The following is a 19,975-nucleotide window of genomic DNA, read 5'->3' on the forward strand; positions in this document are numbered from 1 at the left end:
CGCACGCAGAGTGCTTGATCCCCAGGAGACTCCGGTTAAAATCTCGCGGTTTTGGGACTTCTTTATAATAATTGTGCGGGATCACGACAATGAAAAAAGTGGCATTCGTGGGCTTCGGCCTGATGGTTGTATCTGCGGCGGCTAACGCCATCAGCATTAACGGCTCGGCGGGTCAGGATTATACCCACTTGGGCTTTGGCATGGGTACCGAGACTTCCGGTCTGGCGATGACCGGCGGCTGGACGCATAACGATGACGACGGCGACGCGGCGAGCCTCGGCCTGGGTCTGAACGTTCCTCTTGGCCCGTTCCTGGCCACCGTCGGCGGTAAAGGTATCTATACCAACCCAAATGACGGTGACGAAGGGTACGCGGCGGCAGTGGGCGGCGGCCTGCAGTGGAAAATTGGCGACAGCTTCGGCCTGTTTGGTGAGTACTACTATTCGCCGGACTCCCTCTCAAGCGGTATCGAAAGCTATGAAGAGGCCAACGCCGGTGCGCGCTGGACCATCATGCGTCCGATTACCATCGAAGCGGGCTATCGCTATCTGAACCTGGCCGGCAAAGACGGCAACCGCGACAACGCGCTGGCCGACGGCCCGTACGTGGGCGTCAGCGCAGGCTTCTAATCACTCCGGCGCGGCGTTCTGTCGCGCCAGTTTCTCTCTTCTCCACCCCGCGTTTGCGCTATAGTGTTTTGACCAAATAAGCGGGAGAACATAATGATTAACGTGGAGATGTTATCCACCGGCGACGAAGTGCTGCATGGACAAATTATTGATACCAATGCTGCCTGGCTTGCCGATCTTTTCTTTGAGCAAGGATTACCGTTAACGCGCCGCAATACGGTGGGCGACAATCTTGAGTCGCTGGTCGCTATTCTGCGCGAGCGCAGCGAACAGTGCGACGTGCTGATTGTGAATGGCGGACTCGGCCCTACCAGCGACGATCTCAGCGCGCTGGCCGCCGCGACCGCAAAAGGCGAAGGGCTGGTGCTGCACGAGGCGTGGCTTTCGCAGATGGAGCGCTTTTTCTCCGAGCGTGGCCGCGTCATGGCCCCCAGCAACCGCAAACAGGCTGAAATTCCCGCCAGCGCCGAGCTGGTCGATAACCCGGTGGGTACCGCGTGCGGGTTTGCCATGCAGCTGAACCGCTGCCTGATGTTCTTCACGCCGGGCGTGCCCTCAGAATTTAAAGTGATGGTCGAGCAGCAGATCCTGCCGCGCCTTCGCGATCGTTTTACCCTGCCTGAACCGCCGCTGTGCCTGCGTCTGACCACCTTTGGCCGCTCGGAAAGCGATCTGGCCCAGAGTCTTGATACTCTCCCGCTGCCGCCGGGCGTCTCCATGGGCTACCGATCCTCCATGCCGATCATTGAACTTAAGCTGACAGGTCCGGCCGAACAGAAAGAGGCGATGCTGGCCCTGTGGCCCGAGGTGCAGCGCGTGGCGGGCGAAAGCCTGATCTTTGAAGGGACGGAAGGGCTGCCCGAGCAGATTGCGACGCATCTGCAGTCGCGTCAGCTGAGCGTGACCTTAAGCGAGCAGTTCACCGGTGGCCTGCTGGCGCTGCAGCTGTCGCGCGTCAACGCGCCGCTGCTCGCCAGCGAAGTGGTGCCGTTCCAGCAGGAGACTCTGGCGCAGACCGCCCGCTGGGCGTCCGAGAGAAGGGTGAAGCATTTTGCCGGTCTGGCGCTGTTTGTCGGCGGGCTGGACGAGGAATACCTTAACTTCGCGCTGGCGACGCCGGAAGGCACCTGGGCCCTGCGGGTAAAAATGAGTATCACCCGCCACAGCCTGGCGGTGCGTCAGGAGGTTTGCGCAATGATGGCGCTGAACATGCTGCGCCGCTGGCTGAACGGTAAAGAAGTCGCCAGCGAGCACGGCTGGATTAACGTTGTCGAGTCGCTGTTCGTGGAGTAATGCCTTTGCCGGGGCCTTTCGCCCCGGCACTGTTCAGCCCAGCGCCTTCGCCAGCAGGGTAATCGGATGTTCGCAGCGCTTGCCGGTGGACATCTCAATCTGCCACTTGCAGGTTTCGCAGTCCGTTACCACGATATCCGCGCCGCTCTCTTCAATCTGACGGAACAGCGGGGCGCCGATCGCCTGCGACGTTTCGTAGTTTTCACGCTTAAAGCCGTAGGTTCCCGCAATCCCGCAGCAGCGCGAATCCAGCACCGTCAGCTCCAGGCCCGGAATTAACCGCAGCAGCTCAAGCGTATAGAGCGACCAGCCCATTTTCTCCATATGACACGGCGTGTGATACACCACTTTCAGGGGCAATTTCCCCAGCGGCAACGTCTGCCCGCTGTCCAGCTTGCGCCACAGGAAGCGTGTCGCCAGCTCAATGTGCTCGCGCAGGCCGGTATTATCCACGTCCAGCAGATGCGGGTACTCATCGCGCAGGGTGAAGGTACAGGTGGACGAGGTCGCCAGCACCGGAATACCTTTATCGACAATCGCTTCGCGCAGTGAAGTAACATTGCTCTGAGCCTGCCTGCGCGCTTTATCGGTAAACCCGTTGGCGATCAGCGGTACGCCGCAGCACTTCTCTTTGTTCAGTAGCTGAACGCCCGTTCCCATGGCGTTCAGCACCTTCAGCAGATCTTTACCCAACTGCGGGTGGTTGTAGTTCACATAGCAGCCGTGGAAAAAGGCCACCTGATCGGCGTACTGCGCCTGCTCCGCCGCGACGGATTTGTACCAGCGGCGGAAGGTGCCGTGAGAATATTTCGGCAGGCTGCGGTGATGGTCTATCTTCAGCGTGGCATCCAGCAGCTGACGCACCGCTTTGAGGGAGGTCGCGGCATTCACCAGCGGGGCAAACGGCGTCGAGACGCTGCCCATCAGATCGGTATGGCTCAGAATAGCGTCACGCAGCGTCGGCTTTTGCGTGCTGTAGCGCGCCCGGGCGCGCTGGATGATATCGCCGATTTTCACATCCGACGGGCAGGCGACTTCGCAGCGTTTGCAGTTGATGCAGTATTTCAGCGCCTCGTCGTACAGCTTGCCGTCCTTCAGGCGCAGACGCTCGCCGTCCGGCCCGGCCTGCTTTGGCCCGGGATAGCGTGGATTCACGCCGCTGACCGGGCAGACGGTGGTACACACCGCGCATTTGATGCAGCTTTCAAAACGGGTATCGTTCATTGTTCAGCCTCCGTGCGCTGGCTAATCTGCTCTGCCACATACAGCGCCGTGACGGCGCAGACCCCGCCACCGCATCCCTGGGCAATGGGATCGTAACCGCCCAGCAGCGAACCGATGGCAAAGAGATTTCTGACGGGCTTACCGGATAGCTGCGGATGCAGCTGGTTATCGACAATCACGCCGAACTGCTGCCAGGGCTGCGGCGAGAAGAAATCACTCTGATACCAGTCCGCGCGGGAGGCTCGCTGGCGAACATCGAGTCCCATAATGGCTTCCCGGATGCCCTCCCGGCTGCTCAGCAGCCCGTTGCTGAAGAAACTGCCGCTTGCCAGCACCGTAAAGCGGGCGCGAAGCGGAATATCCTCGTGGTTTCGCGTCCAGATTTCGCTTACCGCGCCGTCCATCAGCGTAATTTTCTTCACCTCATCCCCCGCCATCCACACGCCGCCCTGGGCAACAAACTGGCGCTGGAGCTGGGTGTGCAGGCGAATGCCGGGGACGGAAGGAGGCAGGGTTGGCAGGAGGCCGAGCGAGCAGGGCAGACGATCCGAGAGCCAGCGCCAGAGCCGGTTGTCGCGTAAACCAAAGCAGGCGGGCATCAGCAGGGCGTCACAGCTGTCGCTGAGCGGCCTGAGCGCGTCATACAGCAGCGGCCATTTGTCCTCGTCATCCAGAAAACGGGCGATATTCACCGCGCGAAACTCGCTCGGGTTGTCGCGCAGGACATCCAGCTCAGGCAGCTCAATCTCTGCCGTTTCGGCATTGACGCCCTGGCGACAAAGCGACGCCGCCGCGAGATGGGGCTGAAAATCCAGAAAGCCGCTAATACCCACGACCCGCACGCGTGCGGCGTTGAAGGGAGCAACGGGCACTTCTTCCGGGCTGAGCCAGGCAGAGCGCAAGGTGCCGAGCGGCGTGACGCGCTGGTGATTGAACCTGGCGCTGCCCTGCAGACGCGCGCCGCACTCCGCCAGCAGCGCTTCGGTTTCCAGCGCAAAGCGGTCAATATGCTGGGCGCCAATCAGGTGATACGGGTGCTCCGGCGGCAGCTTATCGCGGTACGCTTCGTCCACCAGATCCAGAGAGCCCGACGAGAAGTGCAGGGCGCTCTGCCCCCGGGTGATAATGGCGCAGCGCAGCCCCTGCTTCGTGAGCCTGATGCCGCAGAGCAAGCCTGCCAGCCCGCCGCCGACAATCACGGTATCAAATTTCATCGCGTTGCTCCTTCTCCAGACCGCAAAGCCCCTGGTAGACCCAGCGGGTAAACTCGCTTTCGCGCAGGGCATCGCCCCAGGCGACAGGCTGAATGCCTTTCCAGCGCTCGTTTAAAAACGCGCTGAGCTGATCGAGCGACTGGGTGGCGGTGGTGGTATGAAAACGCTGCAGCAGCCCGGCGGCACGACAGGCGCACAGCTCGCCCTGACAGGTCCCCATTCCGACGCGGGTGCGGCGGCGGAGATCGAGCAGGCTGTTGACCGTCAGGTTCTCCACCGCGTACTGCACCTCACCGGCCGTCACGGCTTCGCACTCGCACACCAGGCTGCGGCTCAATCTTCCTTCACCAAGCCACGGTGGCGTTCTGTCGCCGTGGCGGTATACCGCGGATCCGCGCAGCGGCGCGGGCAGGGAGATGATTTTTTGCAGCGTTTTTTCGGTGGACTGACGTGAGCCGGGCAGAGCTTGTTCTGCCGTCACGCACCGTTCGGTATTGCCCAGCTTGCGGCAGACGGCGTCGGTCGCCCACTCGGCCATCAGGCGGTAGGTCATCAGCTTGCCGCCGGTGATGGTGATAAACCCGTCCATGCCGTCGCGCTCGGCGTGATCGAGCAGCACGATGCCCCGGCTGACGTTACGCCCGCTCGGGTCGTTATCGCTGGCGACCAGCGGGCGTACGCCCGCGTAGGCGCGGAGAATACGCGTCTGGGCCATCACCGGAGCCAGTTTTTCCCCTTCGCGCAGCAGGACGTCGACCTCTTCGGCGGTTACGCGGTTGTAGTCAATCTCGCTGTAGTCGACGTGGGTTGAGGTGGTACCGATTAACGAAATGGTGTCGCCCGGGACGAGGATATCGGCATCAGACGGCTTGCGGCAGCGGTTAATCACGTGGTTATTGATGCGGTGGTCGAGGATCAGCAGCGAGCCTTTTGCCGGGAACATGCGTACCGACAGGTCCGCGTATTCCGCGATGCGCTGCCCCCAGATCCCCGCCGCGTTAACCACCACGGCGGCATACAGCTCGCTGTGTTCGTTGTACTGCGTATCAAGGATCCGGACGCCGCAGATGCGATGACCTTCGCGGATAAGCCCGGTCACTTCATGTCCGGTCAGAATGCGTGCGCCATGCTCGCGGGCGTCCAGCATATTGGCGGCGGTCAGGCGGAAGGGATCAACGGTGCCGTCAGGCACTTTAACCGCGCCGATAATCGCCGGGTTAACAGACGGTTCCAGCCGCCGCGCCAGCGCCGGGTCCATGGCCTCAGCCTGAATGCCTGCAGCAGTGCAGGCGGTAATAAAGGTGTCCTGAAAGGCGAGGTCATCTTCGGGAAGAGTAATAAAGAGGCCGTCGGTCGGCTCAATGCAGTGGCGGGCGATACGCTTGAGGATCTGGTTTTCAGCAATACATTCGCGTGCGGATTCACCGTCGGTAACCGCGTACCGCGCGCCGCTGTGCAGCAGGCCATGGTTACGCCCGGTTGCTCCCGTGGCGATATCGTGGCGCTCCAGCAGCGTAACGCTTAAGCCGCGAAGGGCGCAGTCGCGTGCGATCCCGGCGCCGGTTGCGCCACCGCCAATGATTATCACATCGCTGTAGCGAGGATCGTGAATGGTCATTGTTTACCCTCTATGTTCGTTTTTTTATCATTTAGCCATATCAATAGTGTGGTTTGTTTGATTTCGAACATAAACGCGCGAAATTCGAAAGTGGAACGTGATTTCATGCGCTTTTTTGCGCATTCTGTCATATTTCTGTAACAATCTGTGCGTTGATTCACAGTAACAATCACCGTGATTTCTTAACATCCCCGCCTCTGGAATTCAGGTGCGAGCCACCTGCCCATTCAATTCAAGGCCACGGAGGCTGTTATGCTCAGTATCTTCAAACCTGCGCCGCACAGGGCGCGTCTGCCAGAGGCAGAAATTGATCCGCTATACCGCCGTCTGCGCTGGCAAATTTTCCTGGGGATCTTCTTCGGGTACGCGGCGTACTACCTTGTACGTAAAAACTTCGCGCTCGCGATGCCGTATCTGGTGGAGCAGGGCTTCTCCCGCGGCGATCTGGGGTTCGCGCTGTCGGGGATCTCAATCGCCTACGGTTTTTCCAAATTCATCATGGGGTCGGTATCGGATCGCTCGAATCCGCGGGTGTTCCTGCCCGCCGGCCTGATCCTGGCGGCCGCGGTCATGCTGTTCATGGGCTTTGTGCCGTGGGCAACCTCCAGCATCGCCGTCATGTTCGTCCTGCTGTTCCTCTGCGGCTGGTTCCAGGGGATGGGGTGGCCGCCGTGCGGGCGTACCATGGTGCACTGGTGGTCGCAGAAAGAGCGCGGCGGCATCGTGTCGGTGTGGAACTGCGCCCATAACGTGGGCGGCGGTATTCCGCCTCTGCTGTTCCTGCTGGGGATGGCCTGGTTCAACGACTGGCATGCGGCGCTCTATATGCCTGCCTTCGGCGCCATCGTCGTGGCGATTTTCGCCTTCGCGCTGATGCGCGATACGCCGCAGTCCTGCGGCCTGCCGCCGATTGAAGAGTACAAAAACGACTATCCGGATGATTACAGCAAGGAGCACGAAGAAGAGCTGACCGCAAAACAGATCTTCATGAAGTACGTCCTGCCGAACAAGCTGCTGTGGTACATCGCGGTGGCGAACGTGTTCGTTTACCTGCTGCGCTACGGCATCCTCGACTGGTCGCCAACCTACCTGAAAGAGGTGAAGCACTTCGCGCTGGATAAGTCCTCCTGGGCCTATTTCCTGTATGAATATGCCGGGATCCCGGGCACGCTGCTTTGCGGCTGGATGTCAGATAAGGTGTTTAAAGGCAACCGCGGCGCGACGGGCGTCTTCTTTATGACCCTGGTGACCATCGCGACCGTGGTGTACTGGCTCAACCCGCCGGGCAACCCATCAGTAGATATGGCCTGCATGATCGTTATCGGCTTCCTGATTTACGGTCCGGTGATGCTGATCGGTCTGCATGCCCTGGAGCTGGCGCCGAAAAAAGCGGCGGGCACGGCGGCAGGCTTTACCGGTCTGTTCGGCTACCTGGGCGGTTCGGTCGCGGCGAGCGCCATCGTGGGCTACACCGTTGACTTCTTCGGCTGGGACGGAGGCTTTATGGTGATGATCGGCGGTAGCGTGCTGGCGGTACTGCTGCTCATTGTTGTCATGATCGGTGAAAAACGTCACCACGCGGAAGTGCTGGCGCGTCGTCAATAAGGAGCATTGCGATGAAATTATCTTACGTAACAACCGGCCTGCTGCTGGCGGGCCTGATGACAGGCTCCGCGCTGGCGGCGGATAAAATCGTTATCGCCCACCGCGGTGCCAGCGGCTATCTGCCGGAGCATACGCTCCCGGCGAAAGCGATGGCTTATGCCCAGGGCGCGGATTATCTGGAGCAGGATCTGGTGATGACGAAGGACGACCAGCTGGTGGTCCTGCACGATCACTATCTGGACCGCGTGACGGACGTGGCGGAACGTTTCCCGGACCGCGCGCGCAAAGATGGTCGTTTCTACGCCATTGACTTCACGCTGGCGGAGATCCGCTCTCTGAAGTTTACCGAAGGCTTTGAGATTGAAAACGGCAAGAAGGTGCAGGTCTATCCGGGACGCTTCCCGATGGGCAAATCTGACTTCCGGATCCATACCTTTCAGGAAGAGATTGAGTTTGTTCAGGGGTTGAACCATTCAACCGGTAAAAATATCGGTATCTACCCGGAAATCAAAGCGCCGTGGTTCCACCATCAGGAAGGGAAAGACATCGCCGCGAAAACGCTGGAGGTGCTCAAACAGTACGGCTACACCAGCAAGCAGGACAAAGTTTACCTGCAGTGCTTTGACGCCGTCGAGCTGAAGCGCATCAAAACCGAGCTGGAGCCGAAGATGGGGATGAACCTCAATCTGGTGCAGCTGATTGCCTATACCGACTGGAATGAAACCCAGGAGAAACAGCCGGACGGCAAGTGGGTGAACTATAACTACGACTGGATGTTTAAGCCGGGCGCGATGAAGCAGATTGCGCAGTACGCCGACGGCATCGGGCCGGATTACCACATGCTGGTGGCGGAAGGCTCCTCCCCGGGTCACGTAAAGCTGACGGCGATGGTGAAAGAGGCGCACGCCAGCAGGATGCAGGTCCACCCGTATACGGTGCGTGCAGACCAGCTGCCGCCATATGCCACGGATGTGAATCAGCTTTATGAGGTGTTGTATAACCAGGCGGGCGTGGACGGGCTGTTTACCGATTTCCCGGATAAAGCGGTGACGTTCTTAAAATAGAAAAAGGGCCGGAAGGCCCTTTTTTACATCTCGATCTCAATATCGCCTTTTGCCCGGCAGCAGCAGGGCAAAATTTCCCCTTCGTTGATAAAAGCCAGCGGCTCGGTCAGCCAGTCCACCTGGCCGGCGACCAGACGGCAGCGGCAGGAGCCGCAGTAGCCGGAACGACACTGGTACTCAACTTCTACCTGATGCGCCTCAAGCGCCACCAGCAGAGAAGGGTGCTCCTCCCGACACAGCACCTCAGTGCCGGAAAGACTTAACGTGACGCGTGACATCAGAGCTGGAAGTTACTCAGGTCGTCGGTGTTGACTTCAGAATCAATCTGACCGACCAGATAAGAGCTGACTTCCACTTCCTGCGGCGCAACCTGCACGTTATCGGACACCAGCCAGGTGTTGATCCACGGAATCGGGTTAGAGCGCGTCTGGAATGGCAGGTCAAGACCGACGGCCTGCATGCGGATGTTGGTGATGTACTCAACGTACTGGCACAGGATGTCTTTGTTCAGGCCAATCATGGAGCCGTCGCGGAACAGGTAGTCGGCCCACTCTTTCTCCTGCTGAGCCGCCAGCACGAACAGGTCGTAGCACTCCTGCTTGCACTCTTCGGCGATTTCCGCCATCTCCGGATCGTCCGTACCGCTGCGCAGCAGGTTCAGCATGTGCTGGGTACCGGTCAGGTGCAGGGCTTCATCGCGGGCGATCAGACGGATGATTTTGGCGTTGCCTTCCATCAGCTTGCGCTCGGCAAAGGCGAAGGAGCAGGCGAAGCTCACGTAGAAGCGGATCGCTTCCAGCGCGTTGACGCTCATCAGGCACAGGTACAGCTGCTTTTTCAGCGCGCGCAGGTTCACGGTGATGGTTTTACCGTTCACGTTGTGGGTGCCTTCGCCCAGCAGATGCCAGTAGCTGGTCATCTCGATCAGCTCGTCGTAGTAATGGGCAATGCCTTCCGCGCGCTTCTGGATCTGCTCGTTGGTGACGATATCGTCAAACACCACCGCCGGATCGTTCACGATGTTGCGGATGATGTGGGTGTAAGAGCGGGAGTGGATAGTCTCGGAGAACGCCCAGGTTTCCACCCAGGTTTCCAGCTCCGGAATGGAGATCAGCGGCAGCAGCGCCACGTTCGGGCTACGACCCTGAATGGAGTCCAGAAGCGTCTGGTACTTCAGGTTGCTGATGAAGATATGTTTTTCGTGATCCGGCAGCGACTGGTAATCAATACGGTCGCGGGAGACGTCCACTTCTTCCGGGCGCCAGAAGAAGGAGAGTTGCTTTTCAATCAGCTTTTCGAAGATGTCATATTTTTGCTGATCGTAGCGTGCCACGTTGACCGGCTGGCCGAAGAACATCGGCTCTTTGAGCTGGTCGTTTTTCGTCTGTGAAAAGGTGGTATATGCCATGAGTGTGTCCTGTCTTACGAAATAAAGGCGGGGATATCCCCGCCCTTCATTAGATCTTACATGCGCCGCTTTCGCAGCCATCGTCCTGAATTGACGGTACCAGGTCGTCCTGCGCGTCTTCCGCACCATCACGGGTGTTGTGATAGTACAGCGTTTTCACGCCAAATTTGTAGGCGGTGAGCAGGTCTTTCAACAGCTGCTGCATCGGTACCTTGCCGGACGGGAAGCGCGTCGGGTCATAGTTGGTATTGGCAGAGATCGACTGGTCGATAAACTTCTGCATGATACCCACCAGCTGCAGGTAGCCGTCGTTGTTTGGCATTTCCCACAGCAGCTCGTAGTTGTTGCCCAGCGTTTCGTAATCCGGTACCACCTGACGCAGCACGCCGTCTTTCGACGCTTTGATGCTGACGTGGCCGCGAGGCGGTTCAATACCGTTGGTGGCGTTAGAGATCTGCGAAGAGGTCTCGGACGGCATCAGGGCAGAGAGCGTGGAGTTGCGCAGGCCGTGAGTCTTAATGGACTCGCGCAGACCTTCCCAGTCGAGGTGCAGCGGCTCGCTGACGATCGCATCCAGGTCTTTCTTGTAGGTGTCGATCGGCAGAATGCCTTTCGCGTAGGTGGTTTCGTTGAACCACGGGCATGCGCCTTGCTCTTTCGCCAGCTCGTTAGAGGCTTTCATCAGGTAGTACTGAATCGCTTCGAACGTCTGGTGCGTCAGGTTGTTGGCGCTGCCGTCAGAGTAGCGCTTGCCGTTTTTCGCCAGCCAGTAGGCGAAGTTGATCACGCCGATACCCAGGGTACGGCGGCCCATTGCACCGCGTTTAGCGGCCGGGATTGGGTAATCCTGGTAGTCCAGCAGAGCGTCGAGCGCGCGAACCGCCAGCACGGCCAGCTCTTCCAGCTCGTCCAGGCTCTTAATTGCGCCCAGGTTGAACGCGGACAGCGTACACAGCGCGATTTCGCCGTTTTCGTCGTTCACGTCTTCCAGCGGTTTGGTTGGCAGGGCGATCTCCAGGCACAGGTTAGACTGGCGCACTGGCGCAACCACCGGGTCAAACGGGCTGTGGGTGTTGCAGTGGTCCACGTTCTGGATGTAGATACGGCCGGTAGAGGCACGTTCCTGCATCATCAGGGAGAACAGGTCTACCGCCTTCACGCGCTGCTTGCGGATGCTGTCGTCTTTTTCGTATTTGGTGTACAGACGCTCGAACTCGTCCTGATCGGCAAAGAACGCGTCATACAGGCCTGGAACGTCGGACGGGCTGAACAGGGTGATGTCTTCGCCCTTCAGCAGACGGGTGTACATCAGCTTATTGATCTGCACGCCGTAGTCCATGTGACGCACGCGGTTGCCTTCCACGCCGCGGTTGTTTTTCAGAACCAGCAGGCTTTCCACTTCCAGATGCCACATCGGGTAGAACAGGGTCGCAGCACCGCCGCGCACGCCGCCCTGAGAGCAGGATTTTACTGCCGTCTGGAAGTGTTTATAGAACGGGATACAGCCGGTGTGGAACGCTTCACCGCCGCGAATCGGGCTGCCCAGCGCACGGATGCGGCCGGCGTTGATGCCGATACCGGCACGCTGGGAGACGTATTTCACGATGGCGCTGGAGGTGGCGTTGATGGAATCCAGGCTGTCACCACACTCGATCAGTACGCAGGAGCTGAACTGACGGGTTGGGGTACGCACGCCAGACATGATTGGCGTCGGCAGAGAAATCTTGAACGTGGATACCGCATCGTAGAAACGCTTTACGTATTCCAGACGGGTGTCACGCGGGTAGTTAGAGAACAGGCAGGCGGCCACCAGAATATAGAGGAACTGGGCGCTTTCGTAGATCTCACCGGTTACACGGTTCTGAACCAGGTATTTGCCTTCGAGCTGCTTCACCGCCGCGTAGGAGAAGTTCATGTCGCGCCAGTGATCGATAAACCCGTTCATCTGCTCGAACTCTTCTTCCGTATAGTCTTCCAGCAGATGCGTGTCGTATTTGCCCAGCTCAACCATTTTCACTACGTGATCGTAAAGCTTCGGCGGCTCAAACTGGCCGTAGGCTTTTTTACGCAGGTGGAAAATCGCCAGACGTGCAGCGAGGTACTGATAATCCGGTGCTTCGCGGGAAATGAGGTCTGCCGCTGCTTTAATGATTGTTTCGTGGATATCAGACGTTTTGATGCCGTCGTAGAACTGAATGTGGGAACGCAGTTCAACCTGGGAGATAGATACGTTGTTCAGTCCTTCTGCTGCCCAGTCGAGAACTCGATGGATTTTGTCCAGATTGATACGCTCGGTAGTACCGTCGCGCTTTGTCACCAGCAGACTCTGATTCATGTGGGTTTTACCTGTCCGTGAAATAAAAAATATCCCCCGTTTATCCACAGATCCGTCTTGTGACTAACTCTGTGGATAAATACTACATGTAGGGGGTTTGCGATAAGAAAAACGCTATATGGTGAGTATTCTAGTATCGAATCTTTTCAGCACAAGGGTTGATTTTGGCGTTAAATTGAGGTTGTGAAAGGGTAAAAAAGGCTAAGTCCTAGAACCGTAAGGCCTGGAAGACATGTCAATAATTAAGAAAAAAAATTCAAAATTTGATCGAGTGCTGATTTCTTCAACGGGAGGTCAGAATTGCGCAACATGATGTTGCGCAATCTTTATAAGAATAACGAATGACGTTAGTCGTTTTTGGCGGTGGTATGCAACATATAGTTAACATCTACGCCCGGTGCAAGTTTGAATTTATCGGTCAGCGGATTGTAGTGCAGGCCGGTGATGTGCTGCTCTTTGAGCCACGTCTGGTCAACCCAGCCTAACAGTTCGGCAGGCTTGATGAATTTCTTCACGTCGTGCGTCCCTTTCGGCACCATGCGCAGCACATACTCCGCGCCGACGACGGCCATCAGCCAGGCTTTACCGTTACGGTTGATGGTTGAGAAGAAGACCTGGCCGCCCGGTTTCACCAGTTTTGCACAGGCGTGCACCACCGACTGCGGATCGGGAACGTGCTCCAGCATCTCCATGCAGGTCACCACATCGTACTGATGGGCGTGTTTTTCCGCGTGCTCTTCCACGGTTTCCTGCACGTATTCCACCTGTATGCCGGACTCCAGCGCGTGAAGGCGGGCCACCTGAAGCGGTTCAAAGCCCATATCCAGGCCCGTAACATTCGCCCCTTCGCGCGCCATGCTCTCAGCCAGGATGCCGCCGCCGCAGCCGACGTCGAGCACTTTCTTACCGAACAGACCGCCGGAACGCTCCGCGATATAGCCCAGACGCAGCGGGTTAATGTGATGCAGCGGTTTGAACTCACCTTCGAGATCCCACCAGCGGGACGCCACCGCTTCAAATTTGGCAATCTCTTCGTGGTCAACGTTGTGAGCCACCGGGGATTTTTCGGCATTCATGGGCGCTTTTACTCCTTATTTAGCAAGACAAAGGAGTATATCAGGCAATCCCCGTGAATAAAGCGTATAGGTTTACCTCAATCACCTCGGCTGTGTTATAATTTGCGACCTTTGAATCCGGGATACAGTAGAGGGATAGCGGTTAGATGAGCGACCTTGCGAGAGAAATTACACCGGTTAACATCGAGGAAGAGCTGAAGAGCTCCTATCTGGACTATGCGATGTCGGTCATTGTTGGCCGTGCGCTGCCGGACGTCCGCGATGGCCTTAAGCCGGTACACCGTCGCGTACTATACGCCATGAACGTATTGGGCAATGACTGGAATAAAGCCTATAAAAAATCTGCCCGCGTCGTCGGTGACGTCATCGGTAAATATCACCCGCATGGTGATACCGCCGTTTATGACACCATCGTTCGTATGGCGCAGCCATTCTCCTTGCGCTACATGCTGGTAGATGGTCAGGGTAACTTTGGTTCAGTCGACGGCGACTCCGCTGCGGCGATGCGTTATACGGAAATCCGTATGTCGAAAATCGCTCATGAGCTGATGGCCGACCTGGAAAAAGAGACCGTTGATTTCGTCGATAACTACGACGGCACCGAGCGCATCCCAGATGTGATGCCAACCAAGATCCCGAACCTGCTGGTTAACGGTTCGTCCGGTATCGCGGTCGGTATGGCAACCAACATTCCGCCGCACAATATCACCGAAGTGATCAACGGCTGCCTTGCCTATATCGACGATGAAGACATCAGCATTGAAGGGCTGATGGAACACATCCCGGGTCCGGACTTCCCAACGGCGGCGATCATCAACGGTCGTCGCGGTATTGAAGAAGCGTACCGCACCGGCCGCGGCAAGATTTACATCCGTGCCCGCGCCGAAGTGGAAGCGGACGCCAAAACCGGCCGTGAGACCATCATTGTTCACGAGATCCCGTATCAGGTGAACAAAGCGCGTCTGATTGAAAAAATCGCCGAGCTGGTAAAAGAAAAACGCGTTGAAGGCATCAGCGCTCTGCGTGACGAGTCTGACAAAGACGGTATGCGCATCGTGATTGAGATCAAACGCGACGCGGTGGGTGAGGTTGTGCTGAACAACCTGTACTCCCAGACTCAGCTTCAGGTCTCCTTCGGTATCAACATGGTTGCGCTGCACCATGGTCAGCCGAAGATCATGAACCTGAAAGAGATCCTGAGCGCGTTCGTGCGTCACCGCCGTGAAGTGGTGACCCGCCGTACCATCTTCGAACTGCGCAAAGCGCGCGACCGTGCGCACATCCTTGAAGCGCTGGCGGTTGCGCTGGCCAACATCGACCCGATCATCGAACTGATTCGTCGTGCGCCAACCCCGGCGGAAGCGAAAGCCGCCCTGATTTCCCGTCCGTGGGATCTGGGTAACGTCGCCGCGATGCTGGAACGTGCGGGGGATGACGCAGCGCGTCCTGAGTGGCTGGAACCTGAATTCGGCGTGCGTGACGGCCAGTACTACCTGACTGAACAGCAGGCACAGGCGATTCTGGATCTGCGTCTGCAGAAACTGACCGGCCTTGAGCACGAAAAACTGCTCGACGAATACAAAGAGCTGCTGGAACAGATTGCTGAACTGCTGCATATCCTGGGCAGCGCAGAGCGTCTGATGGAAGTGATCCGCGAAGAGCTGGAGCTGGTCCGCGATCAGTTCGGCGATGCGCGCCGCACCGAAATCACCGCGAACAGTTCTGATATTAACATTGAAGATCTGATCAACCGCGAAGACGTGGTGGTCACCCTGTCTCACCAGGGCTATGTGAAGTATCAGCCGCTGACCGACTACGAAGCACAGCGTCGTGGCGGTAAAGGCAAATCTGCGGCACGCATTAAAGAAGAAGACTTTATTGACCGCCTGCTGGTGGCGAACACCCATGACACGATCCTCTGCTTCTCCAGCCGCGGTCGTCTGTACTGGATGAAGGTCTATCAGCTGCCGGAAGCGAGCCGCGGCGCGCGTGGCCGTCCAATCGTTAACCTGCTGCCGCTGGAAGCGAACGAACGTATCACCGCTATCCTGCCGGTACGCGAGTACGAAGAGGGCGTGAACGTCTTTATGGCGACCGCCAGCGGTACCGTGAAGAAAACCGCGCTGACCGAATTCAGCCGTCCGCGTTCTGCCGGGATCATCGCGGTGAACCTGAATGAAGGCGACGAGCTGATCGGTGTGGATCTGACCTCCGGTTCTGATGAAGTGATGCTGTTCTCTGCGGCCGGTAAAGTGGTGCGCTTTAAAGAGAACGCCGTTCGTGCAATGGGCCGTACCGCGACGGGCGTTCGTGGTATCAAACTGGCTGGCGAAGACAGCGTTGTTTCTCTGATTATTCCGCGCGGTGAAGGGGCTATCCTGACCGTGACGCAGAATGGTTACGGTAAACGTACGGCGGAAGGGGAATACCCAACCAAGTCTCGCGGCACGCAGGGCGTTATCTCTATCAAAGTGACCGAGCGCAACGGTTCCGTTGTGGGCGCGGTGCAGGTGGACGATGCCGACCAGATCATGATGATCACCGATGCCGGTACGCTGGTGCGTACCCGCGTCTCTGAGATCAGCGTGGTGGGGCGTAACACCCAGGGCGTGATCCTCATCCGTACAGCGGAAGATGAAAACGTGGTGGGTCTGCAGCGCGTTGCTGAGCCGGTGGATGACGAAGAGCTCGATTCCATCGACGGTAGCGTTGCGGAAGGCGATGATGATATCGCGCCGGAAGCCGACACCGACGATGACGTAGCGGATGACGCTGACGAGTAATGTCTCCTGATGCAAAAAAGGGCCGGATTCCGGCCCTTTTCTTTTGCACAAGCAGATAAGTCAACGTTGCGACCTGGCGCGTTTACCGCTACCTTAACCACATTCTTTTGACCCCGACGGCGGAGCCTCGCCCCCTTGAAATACCTCGTCTCCTTTCGTACTACGCTGAAAGTTTCTCGCTATCTGTTTCGGGCGCTGGCGCTCTTGCTTTGGCTGCTGGTGGCCTTGTTCTCGGTGTTTTACATCGTTAACGCGCTACACCAGAAAGAAGCGGAGATTCGCCAGGAGTTTAACTTAAGCTCCGACCAGGCCCAGCGCTATATTCAGCGAACGTCTGACGTGATGAAGGAGCTGAAGTATATTGCAGAAAATCGTCTGACGGCGGAAAACGGCATCCTTGCGCTTCGCGGGCGCAACGACAAAACCGAAGTCCCGGACTTCCAGCCGCTGTTCCCGGACTCCGATTGCTCCACCATGAGCAATACCTGGCGCGGGTCGCTGGAATCCCTTGCCTGGTTTATGCGCTACTGGCGCGATAATTTCTCCGCCGCCTATGACCTGAACCGCGTCTTCCTGATTGGCAGTGAAAATCTCTGCATGGCTGATTTTGGCCTGCGCGACGTGCCCGTTGAGCGTGACGATGCGCTGAAAAGCCTGCATGAACGAATTGTGAAATACCGCAATGCGCCGCAGGACGAGCGCGGAAATAACATCTTCTGGGTTAGCCAGGGCCCGCGTCCGGGCGTGGGCTATTTCTACGCCCTGACGCCGGTATATCTGGGCAATCGCCTGCAGGCGCTGCTGGGGATTGAGCAGACCATTCGCATGGAAAACTTCTTCACCCCGGGCAGCCTGCCTATGGGGGTGACCATTCTGGATGAGAACGGTCATCAGCTGATCTCACTCGCCGGGCCGGATAACCGGTTAAACGTCGAACCGCACTGGATGCAGGAGCGGTCGTGGTTTGGCTATACCTCGGGCTTCCGCGAACTGGTGCTGAAGAAGAGCCTGCCGCCTTCGTCGCTGAGTATTGTCTATTCGCTGCCGGTGGATATGGTGCTTGAGCGGATACGCATTCTCATCATGAATGCCATTCTGCTGAACCTGATCGCGGGTGGGGCGCTGTTTACCCTGGCGCGCATGTATGAGCGGAAAATCTTTATTCCGGCCGAAAGCGACGCCCAGCGGCTGGAGGAACACGAGCAGTTTAACCGGAAGATTGTTGCCTCGGCGCCGGTGGGGATCTGCATTCTGCGTACCCAGGACGGAACCAACATCCTGAGTAACGAGCTGGCGCATAACTACCTGAACATGCTGACGCACGAAGACCGACAGAGGCTGACGCAAATTATCTGCGGTCAGCAGGTTAACTTTGTCGACGTGCTCACCAGCACGCACACCAACCTGCAGATCAGCTTTGTGCATTCCCGCTATCGCAATGAAAACGTGGCGATTTGCGTGCTGGTGGATGTCTCCGCGCGCGTGAAGATGGAAGAGTCGTTGCAGGAGATGGCGCAGGCCGCGGAGCAGGCCAGCCAGTCGAAATCCATGTTCCTTGCCACCGTCAGCCACGAGCTGCGAACGCCGCTGTACGGGATCATCGGTAACCTCGACCTGCTGCAGACCAAAGAGTTGCCGAAAGGCGTCGACCGGCTGGTGACGGCGATGAACAACTCTTCCAGCCTGTTGCTGAAGATCATCAGCGATATTCTCGACTTCTCTAAAATCGAGTCTGAGCAGCTGAAAATCGAACCGCGGGAGTTCTCGCCTCGCGAGGTGATGAACCACATCAGCGCCAACTATCTGCCGCTGGTGGTGCGTAAACAGCTGGGGCTCTACTGCTTTATTGAACCGGACGTGCCGCTGACGCTGCACGGCGATCCGATGCGCCTGCAGCAGGTCATTTCTAACCTGCTCAGCAACGCCATTAAATTCACCGATACCGGCTGTATCGTGTTGCACGTCTGCCGGGCGGGGGATTACCTGAGCATTCGCGTGCGCGACACGGGCGTCGGCATCCCGGCGAAGGAAGTGGTCCGCCTGTTCGATCCGTTCTTCCAGGTCGGGACCGGCGTGCAGCGTAACTTCCAGGGCACCGGACTGGGGCTGGCGATTTGTGAGAAGCTCGTCAGCATGATGGACGGTGATATTTCCGTGGATACCGAGCCCGGCATGGGCAGCCAGTTCACCATCCGTATTCCGCTCTATTCGGCGCAGTATCCGGCAAAAGCGACGGTGGACGGGCTGAGCGACAAGCGCTGCTGGCTGGCGGTGCATAACGCCTCGCTGAATGATTACCTGACGGCGCTGCTTGCCCACAGCGGCGTGAGGGTGTGCCGCTATGAAGGCCAAACGCCGGACGTGGACGATGTGCTGATCGCCGACGAGATGCCGGAGCAACCGTGGCAGGGGAGAGGGTCGGTGCTCTTCTGCCGTCGCCACATCGGCATTCCTGTCGAGCGTGCGCCCGGGGAATGGGTACACAGTGTTGCAACGCCGCACGAGCTGTTGAGCCTGCTGGCGCGCATCTACAAAGTGGAGCTGGAAGAGCGTGACGGCGCGGGCGGATTGCCGTCACCGGAGTCTCTGGCGTCGGTAAATGACGATATGATGATTCTGGTGGTGGATGACCATCCGATTAACCGTCGCCTGCTGGCTGACCAGCTGGGATCGCTGGGCTACCAGTGCAAAACCGCCAATGACGGCGTGGATGCGCTGAATGTGCTGAGTAAAAATCATATTGATATCGTGCTTAGCGACGTCAACATGCCAAACATGGACGGCTACCGTCTGACGCAGCGCATCCGACAGCTGGGCCTGACGCTGCCGGTGGTGGGCGTAACGGCGAACGCGCTGGCGGAAGAGAAACAGCGTTGTCTGGAGTCAGGCATGGACAGCTGTCTGTCGAAGCCGGTGACGCTGGACGTGCTGAAGCAGACGTTGTCGATTTACGCGGATCGCGTGAGAAAAACCAGAATATAAAAAAGGCCCGTAAGGGCCTTTTCGCTTTTCAACCCTCTCACCGTGGGAGAGGGACGGGGTGAGGGCCTCAGGCCGCACACCCGTCCGGGATCAATCCTTGTCCGATGCGCTCAGCGTAACGGAGGAGAGATAGTTCAGCAGAGCAATATCGTTGTCCACGCCCAGCTTCATCATCGCTGATTTCTTCTGGCTGCTGATGGTTTTAATGCTGCGGTTCAGCTTCTTGGCAATCTCGGTCACCAGGAAACCTTCTGCGAACAGGCGCAGAACTTCACTCTCTTTCGGGGACAGGCGTTTGTCACCGTAGCCACCCGCGCTGATTTTTTCCAGCAGACGAGAGACGCTTTCAGGCGTGAACTTCTTGCCTTTCTGCAGCGCAGCGAGCGCTTTTGGCAGATCGGTCGGGGCGCCCTGTTTCAGCACAATCCCTTCGATGTCCAGATCCAACACCGCGCTCAGGATCGCCGGGTTGTTGTTCATGGTCAGAACAATGATCGAGATATCCGGGAAGTGACGTTTAATGTATTTGATGAGCGTGATCCCATCACCGTATTTGTCTCCAGGCATGGAGAGATCGGTAATGAGCACGTGTGCATCAAGCTTTGGGAGGTTATTGATCAGTGCTGTAGAGTCTTCAAATTCACCGACTACATTCACCCACTCGATCTGTTCAAGTGATTTGCGAATACCGAACAGTACAATCGGATGGTCATCGGCAATAATTACGTTCATATTGTTCATGTA

The 19,975-nt window shown here is 57.8% G+C and carries 14 protein-coding genes; 6 read left to right on the forward strand and 8 right to left on the reverse strand.

Features of this window, described 5'->3' with window-relative positions; genetic code table 11:
* Window positions 1–89: 89 nt before the first annotated feature.
* Window positions 90–629 (forward strand): YfaZ family outer membrane protein, encoded by a 540-nt coding sequence (locus tag ACOTZB_RS13035; protein WP_045354282.1) that lies wholly within the window; start codon window positions 90–92, stop codon window positions 627–629.
* A 93-nt stretch (window positions 630–722) separates the two neighbouring features.
* Window positions 723–1,922: a nicotinamide mononucleotide deamidase-related protein YfaY gene (locus tag ACOTZB_RS13040; protein WP_421627323.1), complete on the forward strand. Its 1,200-nt coding sequence runs from the start codon at window positions 723–725 to the stop codon at window positions 1,920–1,922.
* 33 nt (window positions 1,923–1,955) lie between these two features.
* Here the strand turns inward: ACOTZB_RS13040 and glpC are convergent, their stop codons facing one another.
* Genes glpC through glpA form a run of 3 tightly spaced genes read right to left on the reverse strand, consistent with a single transcriptional unit; the run spans window position 1,956 to window position 5,978 of the window.
* Window positions 1,956–3,146: an anaerobic glycerol-3-phosphate dehydrogenase subunit GlpC gene (gene glpC, locus ACOTZB_RS13045; protein WP_421627325.1), complete on the reverse strand. Its 1,191-nt coding sequence runs from the start codon at window positions 3,144–3,146 to the stop codon at window positions 1,956–1,958.
* The gene (gene glpB, locus ACOTZB_RS13050; RefSeq protein ID WP_421627327.1) at window positions 3,143–4,360 is read right to left on the reverse strand and encodes a glycerol-3-phosphate dehydrogenase subunit GlpB; all 1,218 of its coding nucleotides are present in this window, start codon (window positions 4,358–4,360) and stop codon (window positions 3,143–3,145) included. The genes glpC and glpB overlap by 4 nt, the downstream gene beginning before the upstream one ends.
* A complete protein-coding gene (gene glpA, locus ACOTZB_RS13055; RefSeq protein ID WP_421627329.1) occupies window positions 4,350–5,978 on the reverse strand; it encodes an anaerobic glycerol-3-phosphate dehydrogenase subunit A in 1,629 nt (542 codons plus the stop codon). Before glpA ends, glpB begins: the two co-directional genes overlap by 11 nt.
* A gap of 252 nt (window positions 5,979–6,230) precedes the next feature.
* On the opposite strand from glpA, the gene glpT reads away from it, so the two are divergent.
* Together glpT and glpQ are read left to right on the forward strand one after the other, a co-directional pair.
* The gene (gene glpT / locus ACOTZB_RS13060; protein ID WP_421627331.1) at window positions 6,231–7,583 is read left to right on the forward strand and encodes a glycerol-3-phosphate transporter; all 1,353 of its coding nucleotides are present in this window, start codon (window positions 6,231–6,233) and stop codon (window positions 7,581–7,583) included.
* A gap of 11 nt (window positions 7,584–7,594) precedes the next feature.
* On the forward strand, window positions 7,595–8,647 hold the full coding sequence (gene glpQ, locus ACOTZB_RS13065; protein ID WP_421627333.1) for a glycerophosphodiester phosphodiesterase: 1,053 nt from the start codon (window positions 7,595–7,597) through the stop codon (window positions 8,645–8,647).
* A gap of 23 nt (window positions 8,648–8,670) precedes the next feature.
* Here glpQ and yfaE read toward each other — a convergent pair whose 3' ends face one another.
* The 4 genes from yfaE to ubiG form a co-directional block, all read right to left on the reverse strand.
* Window positions 8,671–8,925 (reverse strand): class I ribonucleotide reductase maintenance protein YfaE, encoded by a 255-nt coding sequence (gene yfaE, locus ACOTZB_RS13070; RefSeq protein WP_008500234.1) that lies wholly within the window; start codon window positions 8,923–8,925, stop codon window positions 8,671–8,673.
* A complete protein-coding gene (gene nrdB / locus ACOTZB_RS13075) occupies window positions 8,925–10,055 on the reverse strand; it encodes a class Ia ribonucleoside-diphosphate reductase subunit beta (RefSeq protein WP_023312514.1) in 1,131 nt (376 codons plus the stop codon). Before nrdB ends, yfaE begins: the two co-directional genes overlap by 1 nt.
* 49 nt (window positions 10,056–10,104) lie before the next feature.
* Window positions 10,105–12,390, reverse strand: a complete 2,286-nt coding sequence (gene nrdA / locus ACOTZB_RS13080) for a class 1a ribonucleoside-diphosphate reductase subunit alpha (protein ID WP_045402753.1) — start codon at window positions 12,388–12,390, stop codon at window positions 10,105–10,107.
* Window positions 12,391–12,737: 347 nt separating this feature from the next.
* The gene (gene ubiG, locus ACOTZB_RS13085) at window positions 12,738–13,466 is read right to left on the reverse strand and encodes a bifunctional 2-polyprenyl-6-hydroxyphenol methylase/3-demethylubiquinol 3-O-methyltransferase UbiG (RefSeq protein WP_421627335.1); all 729 of its coding nucleotides are present in this window, start codon (window positions 13,464–13,466) and stop codon (window positions 12,738–12,740) included.
* Window positions 13,467–13,612: 146 nt separating this feature from the next.
* Between ubiG and gyrA the strand changes: the two genes are divergently transcribed.
* Window positions 13,613–16,249, forward strand: a complete 2,637-nt coding sequence (gyrA, locus tag ACOTZB_RS13090; RefSeq protein ID WP_039263204.1) for a DNA topoisomerase (ATP-hydrolyzing) subunit A — start codon at window positions 13,613–13,615, stop codon at window positions 16,247–16,249.
* A 135-nt stretch (window positions 16,250–16,384) separates the two neighbouring features.
* Window positions 16,385–19,231: a two-component system sensor histidine kinase RcsC gene (gene rcsC / locus ACOTZB_RS13095; protein WP_047652548.1), complete on the forward strand. Its 2,847-nt coding sequence runs from the start codon at window positions 16,385–16,387 to the stop codon at window positions 19,229–19,231.
* 90 nt (window positions 19,232–19,321) lie between these two features.
* On the opposite strand, the gene rcsB is transcribed toward rcsC, so the two are convergent.
* Window positions 19,322–19,972, reverse strand: coding sequence for a response regulator transcription factor RcsB (rcsB, locus tag ACOTZB_RS13100; protein ID WP_006176468.1), 651 nt, complete (start codon window positions 19,970–19,972; stop codon window positions 19,322–19,324).
* Window positions 19,973–19,975 lie beyond the last annotated feature (3 nt).

It is taken from the genome of Enterobacter cloacae complex sp. SHL020 (assembly GCF_049236945.1).
GTDB lineage: Bacteria > Pseudomonadota > Gammaproteobacteria > Enterobacterales > Enterobacteriaceae > Enterobacter > Enterobacter dykesii.

What these genes read in the sequence shown, in the direction of transcription:
- ACOTZB_RS13035 (WP_045354282.1), top strand. Translation starts at nt 90, where the DNA reads ATGAAAAAAGTGGCATTCGTGGGCTTCGGCCTGATGGTTGTATCTGCG.
- ACOTZB_RS13040 (WP_421627323.1), top strand. Translation starts at nt 723, where the DNA reads ATGATTAACGTGGAGATGTTATCCACCGGCGACGAAGTGCTGCATGGA.
- glpC (WP_421627325.1), bottom strand. Translation starts at nt 3,146, where the DNA reads ATGAACGATACCCGTTTTGAAAGCTGCATCAAATGCGCGGTGTGTACC.
- glpB (WP_421627327.1), bottom strand. Translation starts at nt 4,360, where the DNA reads ATGAAATTTGATACCGTGATTGTCGGCGGCGGGCTGGCAGGCTTGCTC.
- glpA (WP_421627329.1), bottom strand. Translation starts at nt 5,978, where the DNA reads ATGACCATTCACGATCCTCGCTACAGCGATGTGATAATCATTGGCGGT.
- glpT (WP_421627331.1), top strand. Translation starts at nt 6,231, where the DNA reads ATGCTCAGTATCTTCAAACCTGCGCCGCACAGGGCGCGTCTGCCAGAG.
- glpQ (WP_421627333.1), top strand. Translation starts at nt 7,595, where the DNA reads ATGAAATTATCTTACGTAACAACCGGCCTGCTGCTGGCGGGCCTGATG.
- yfaE (WP_008500234.1), bottom strand. Translation starts at nt 8,925, where the DNA reads ATGTCACGCGTCACGTTAAGTCTTTCCGGCACTGAGGTGCTGTGTCGG.
- nrdB (WP_023312514.1), bottom strand. Translation starts at nt 10,055, where the DNA reads ATGGCATATACCACCTTTTCACAGACGAAAAACGACCAGCTCAAAGAG.
- nrdA (WP_045402753.1), bottom strand. Translation starts at nt 12,390, where the DNA reads ATGAATCAGAGTCTGCTGGTGACAAAGCGCGACGGTACTACCGAGCGT.
- ubiG (WP_421627335.1), bottom strand. Translation starts at nt 13,466, where the DNA reads ATGAATGCCGAAAAATCCCCGGTGGCTCACAACGTTGACCACGAAGAG.
- gyrA (WP_039263204.1), top strand. Translation starts at nt 13,613, where the DNA reads ATGAGCGACCTTGCGAGAGAAATTACACCGGTTAACATCGAGGAAGAG.
- rcsB (WP_006176468.1), bottom strand. Translation starts at nt 19,972, where the DNA reads ATGAACAATATGAACGTAATTATTGCCGATGACCATCCGATTGTACTG.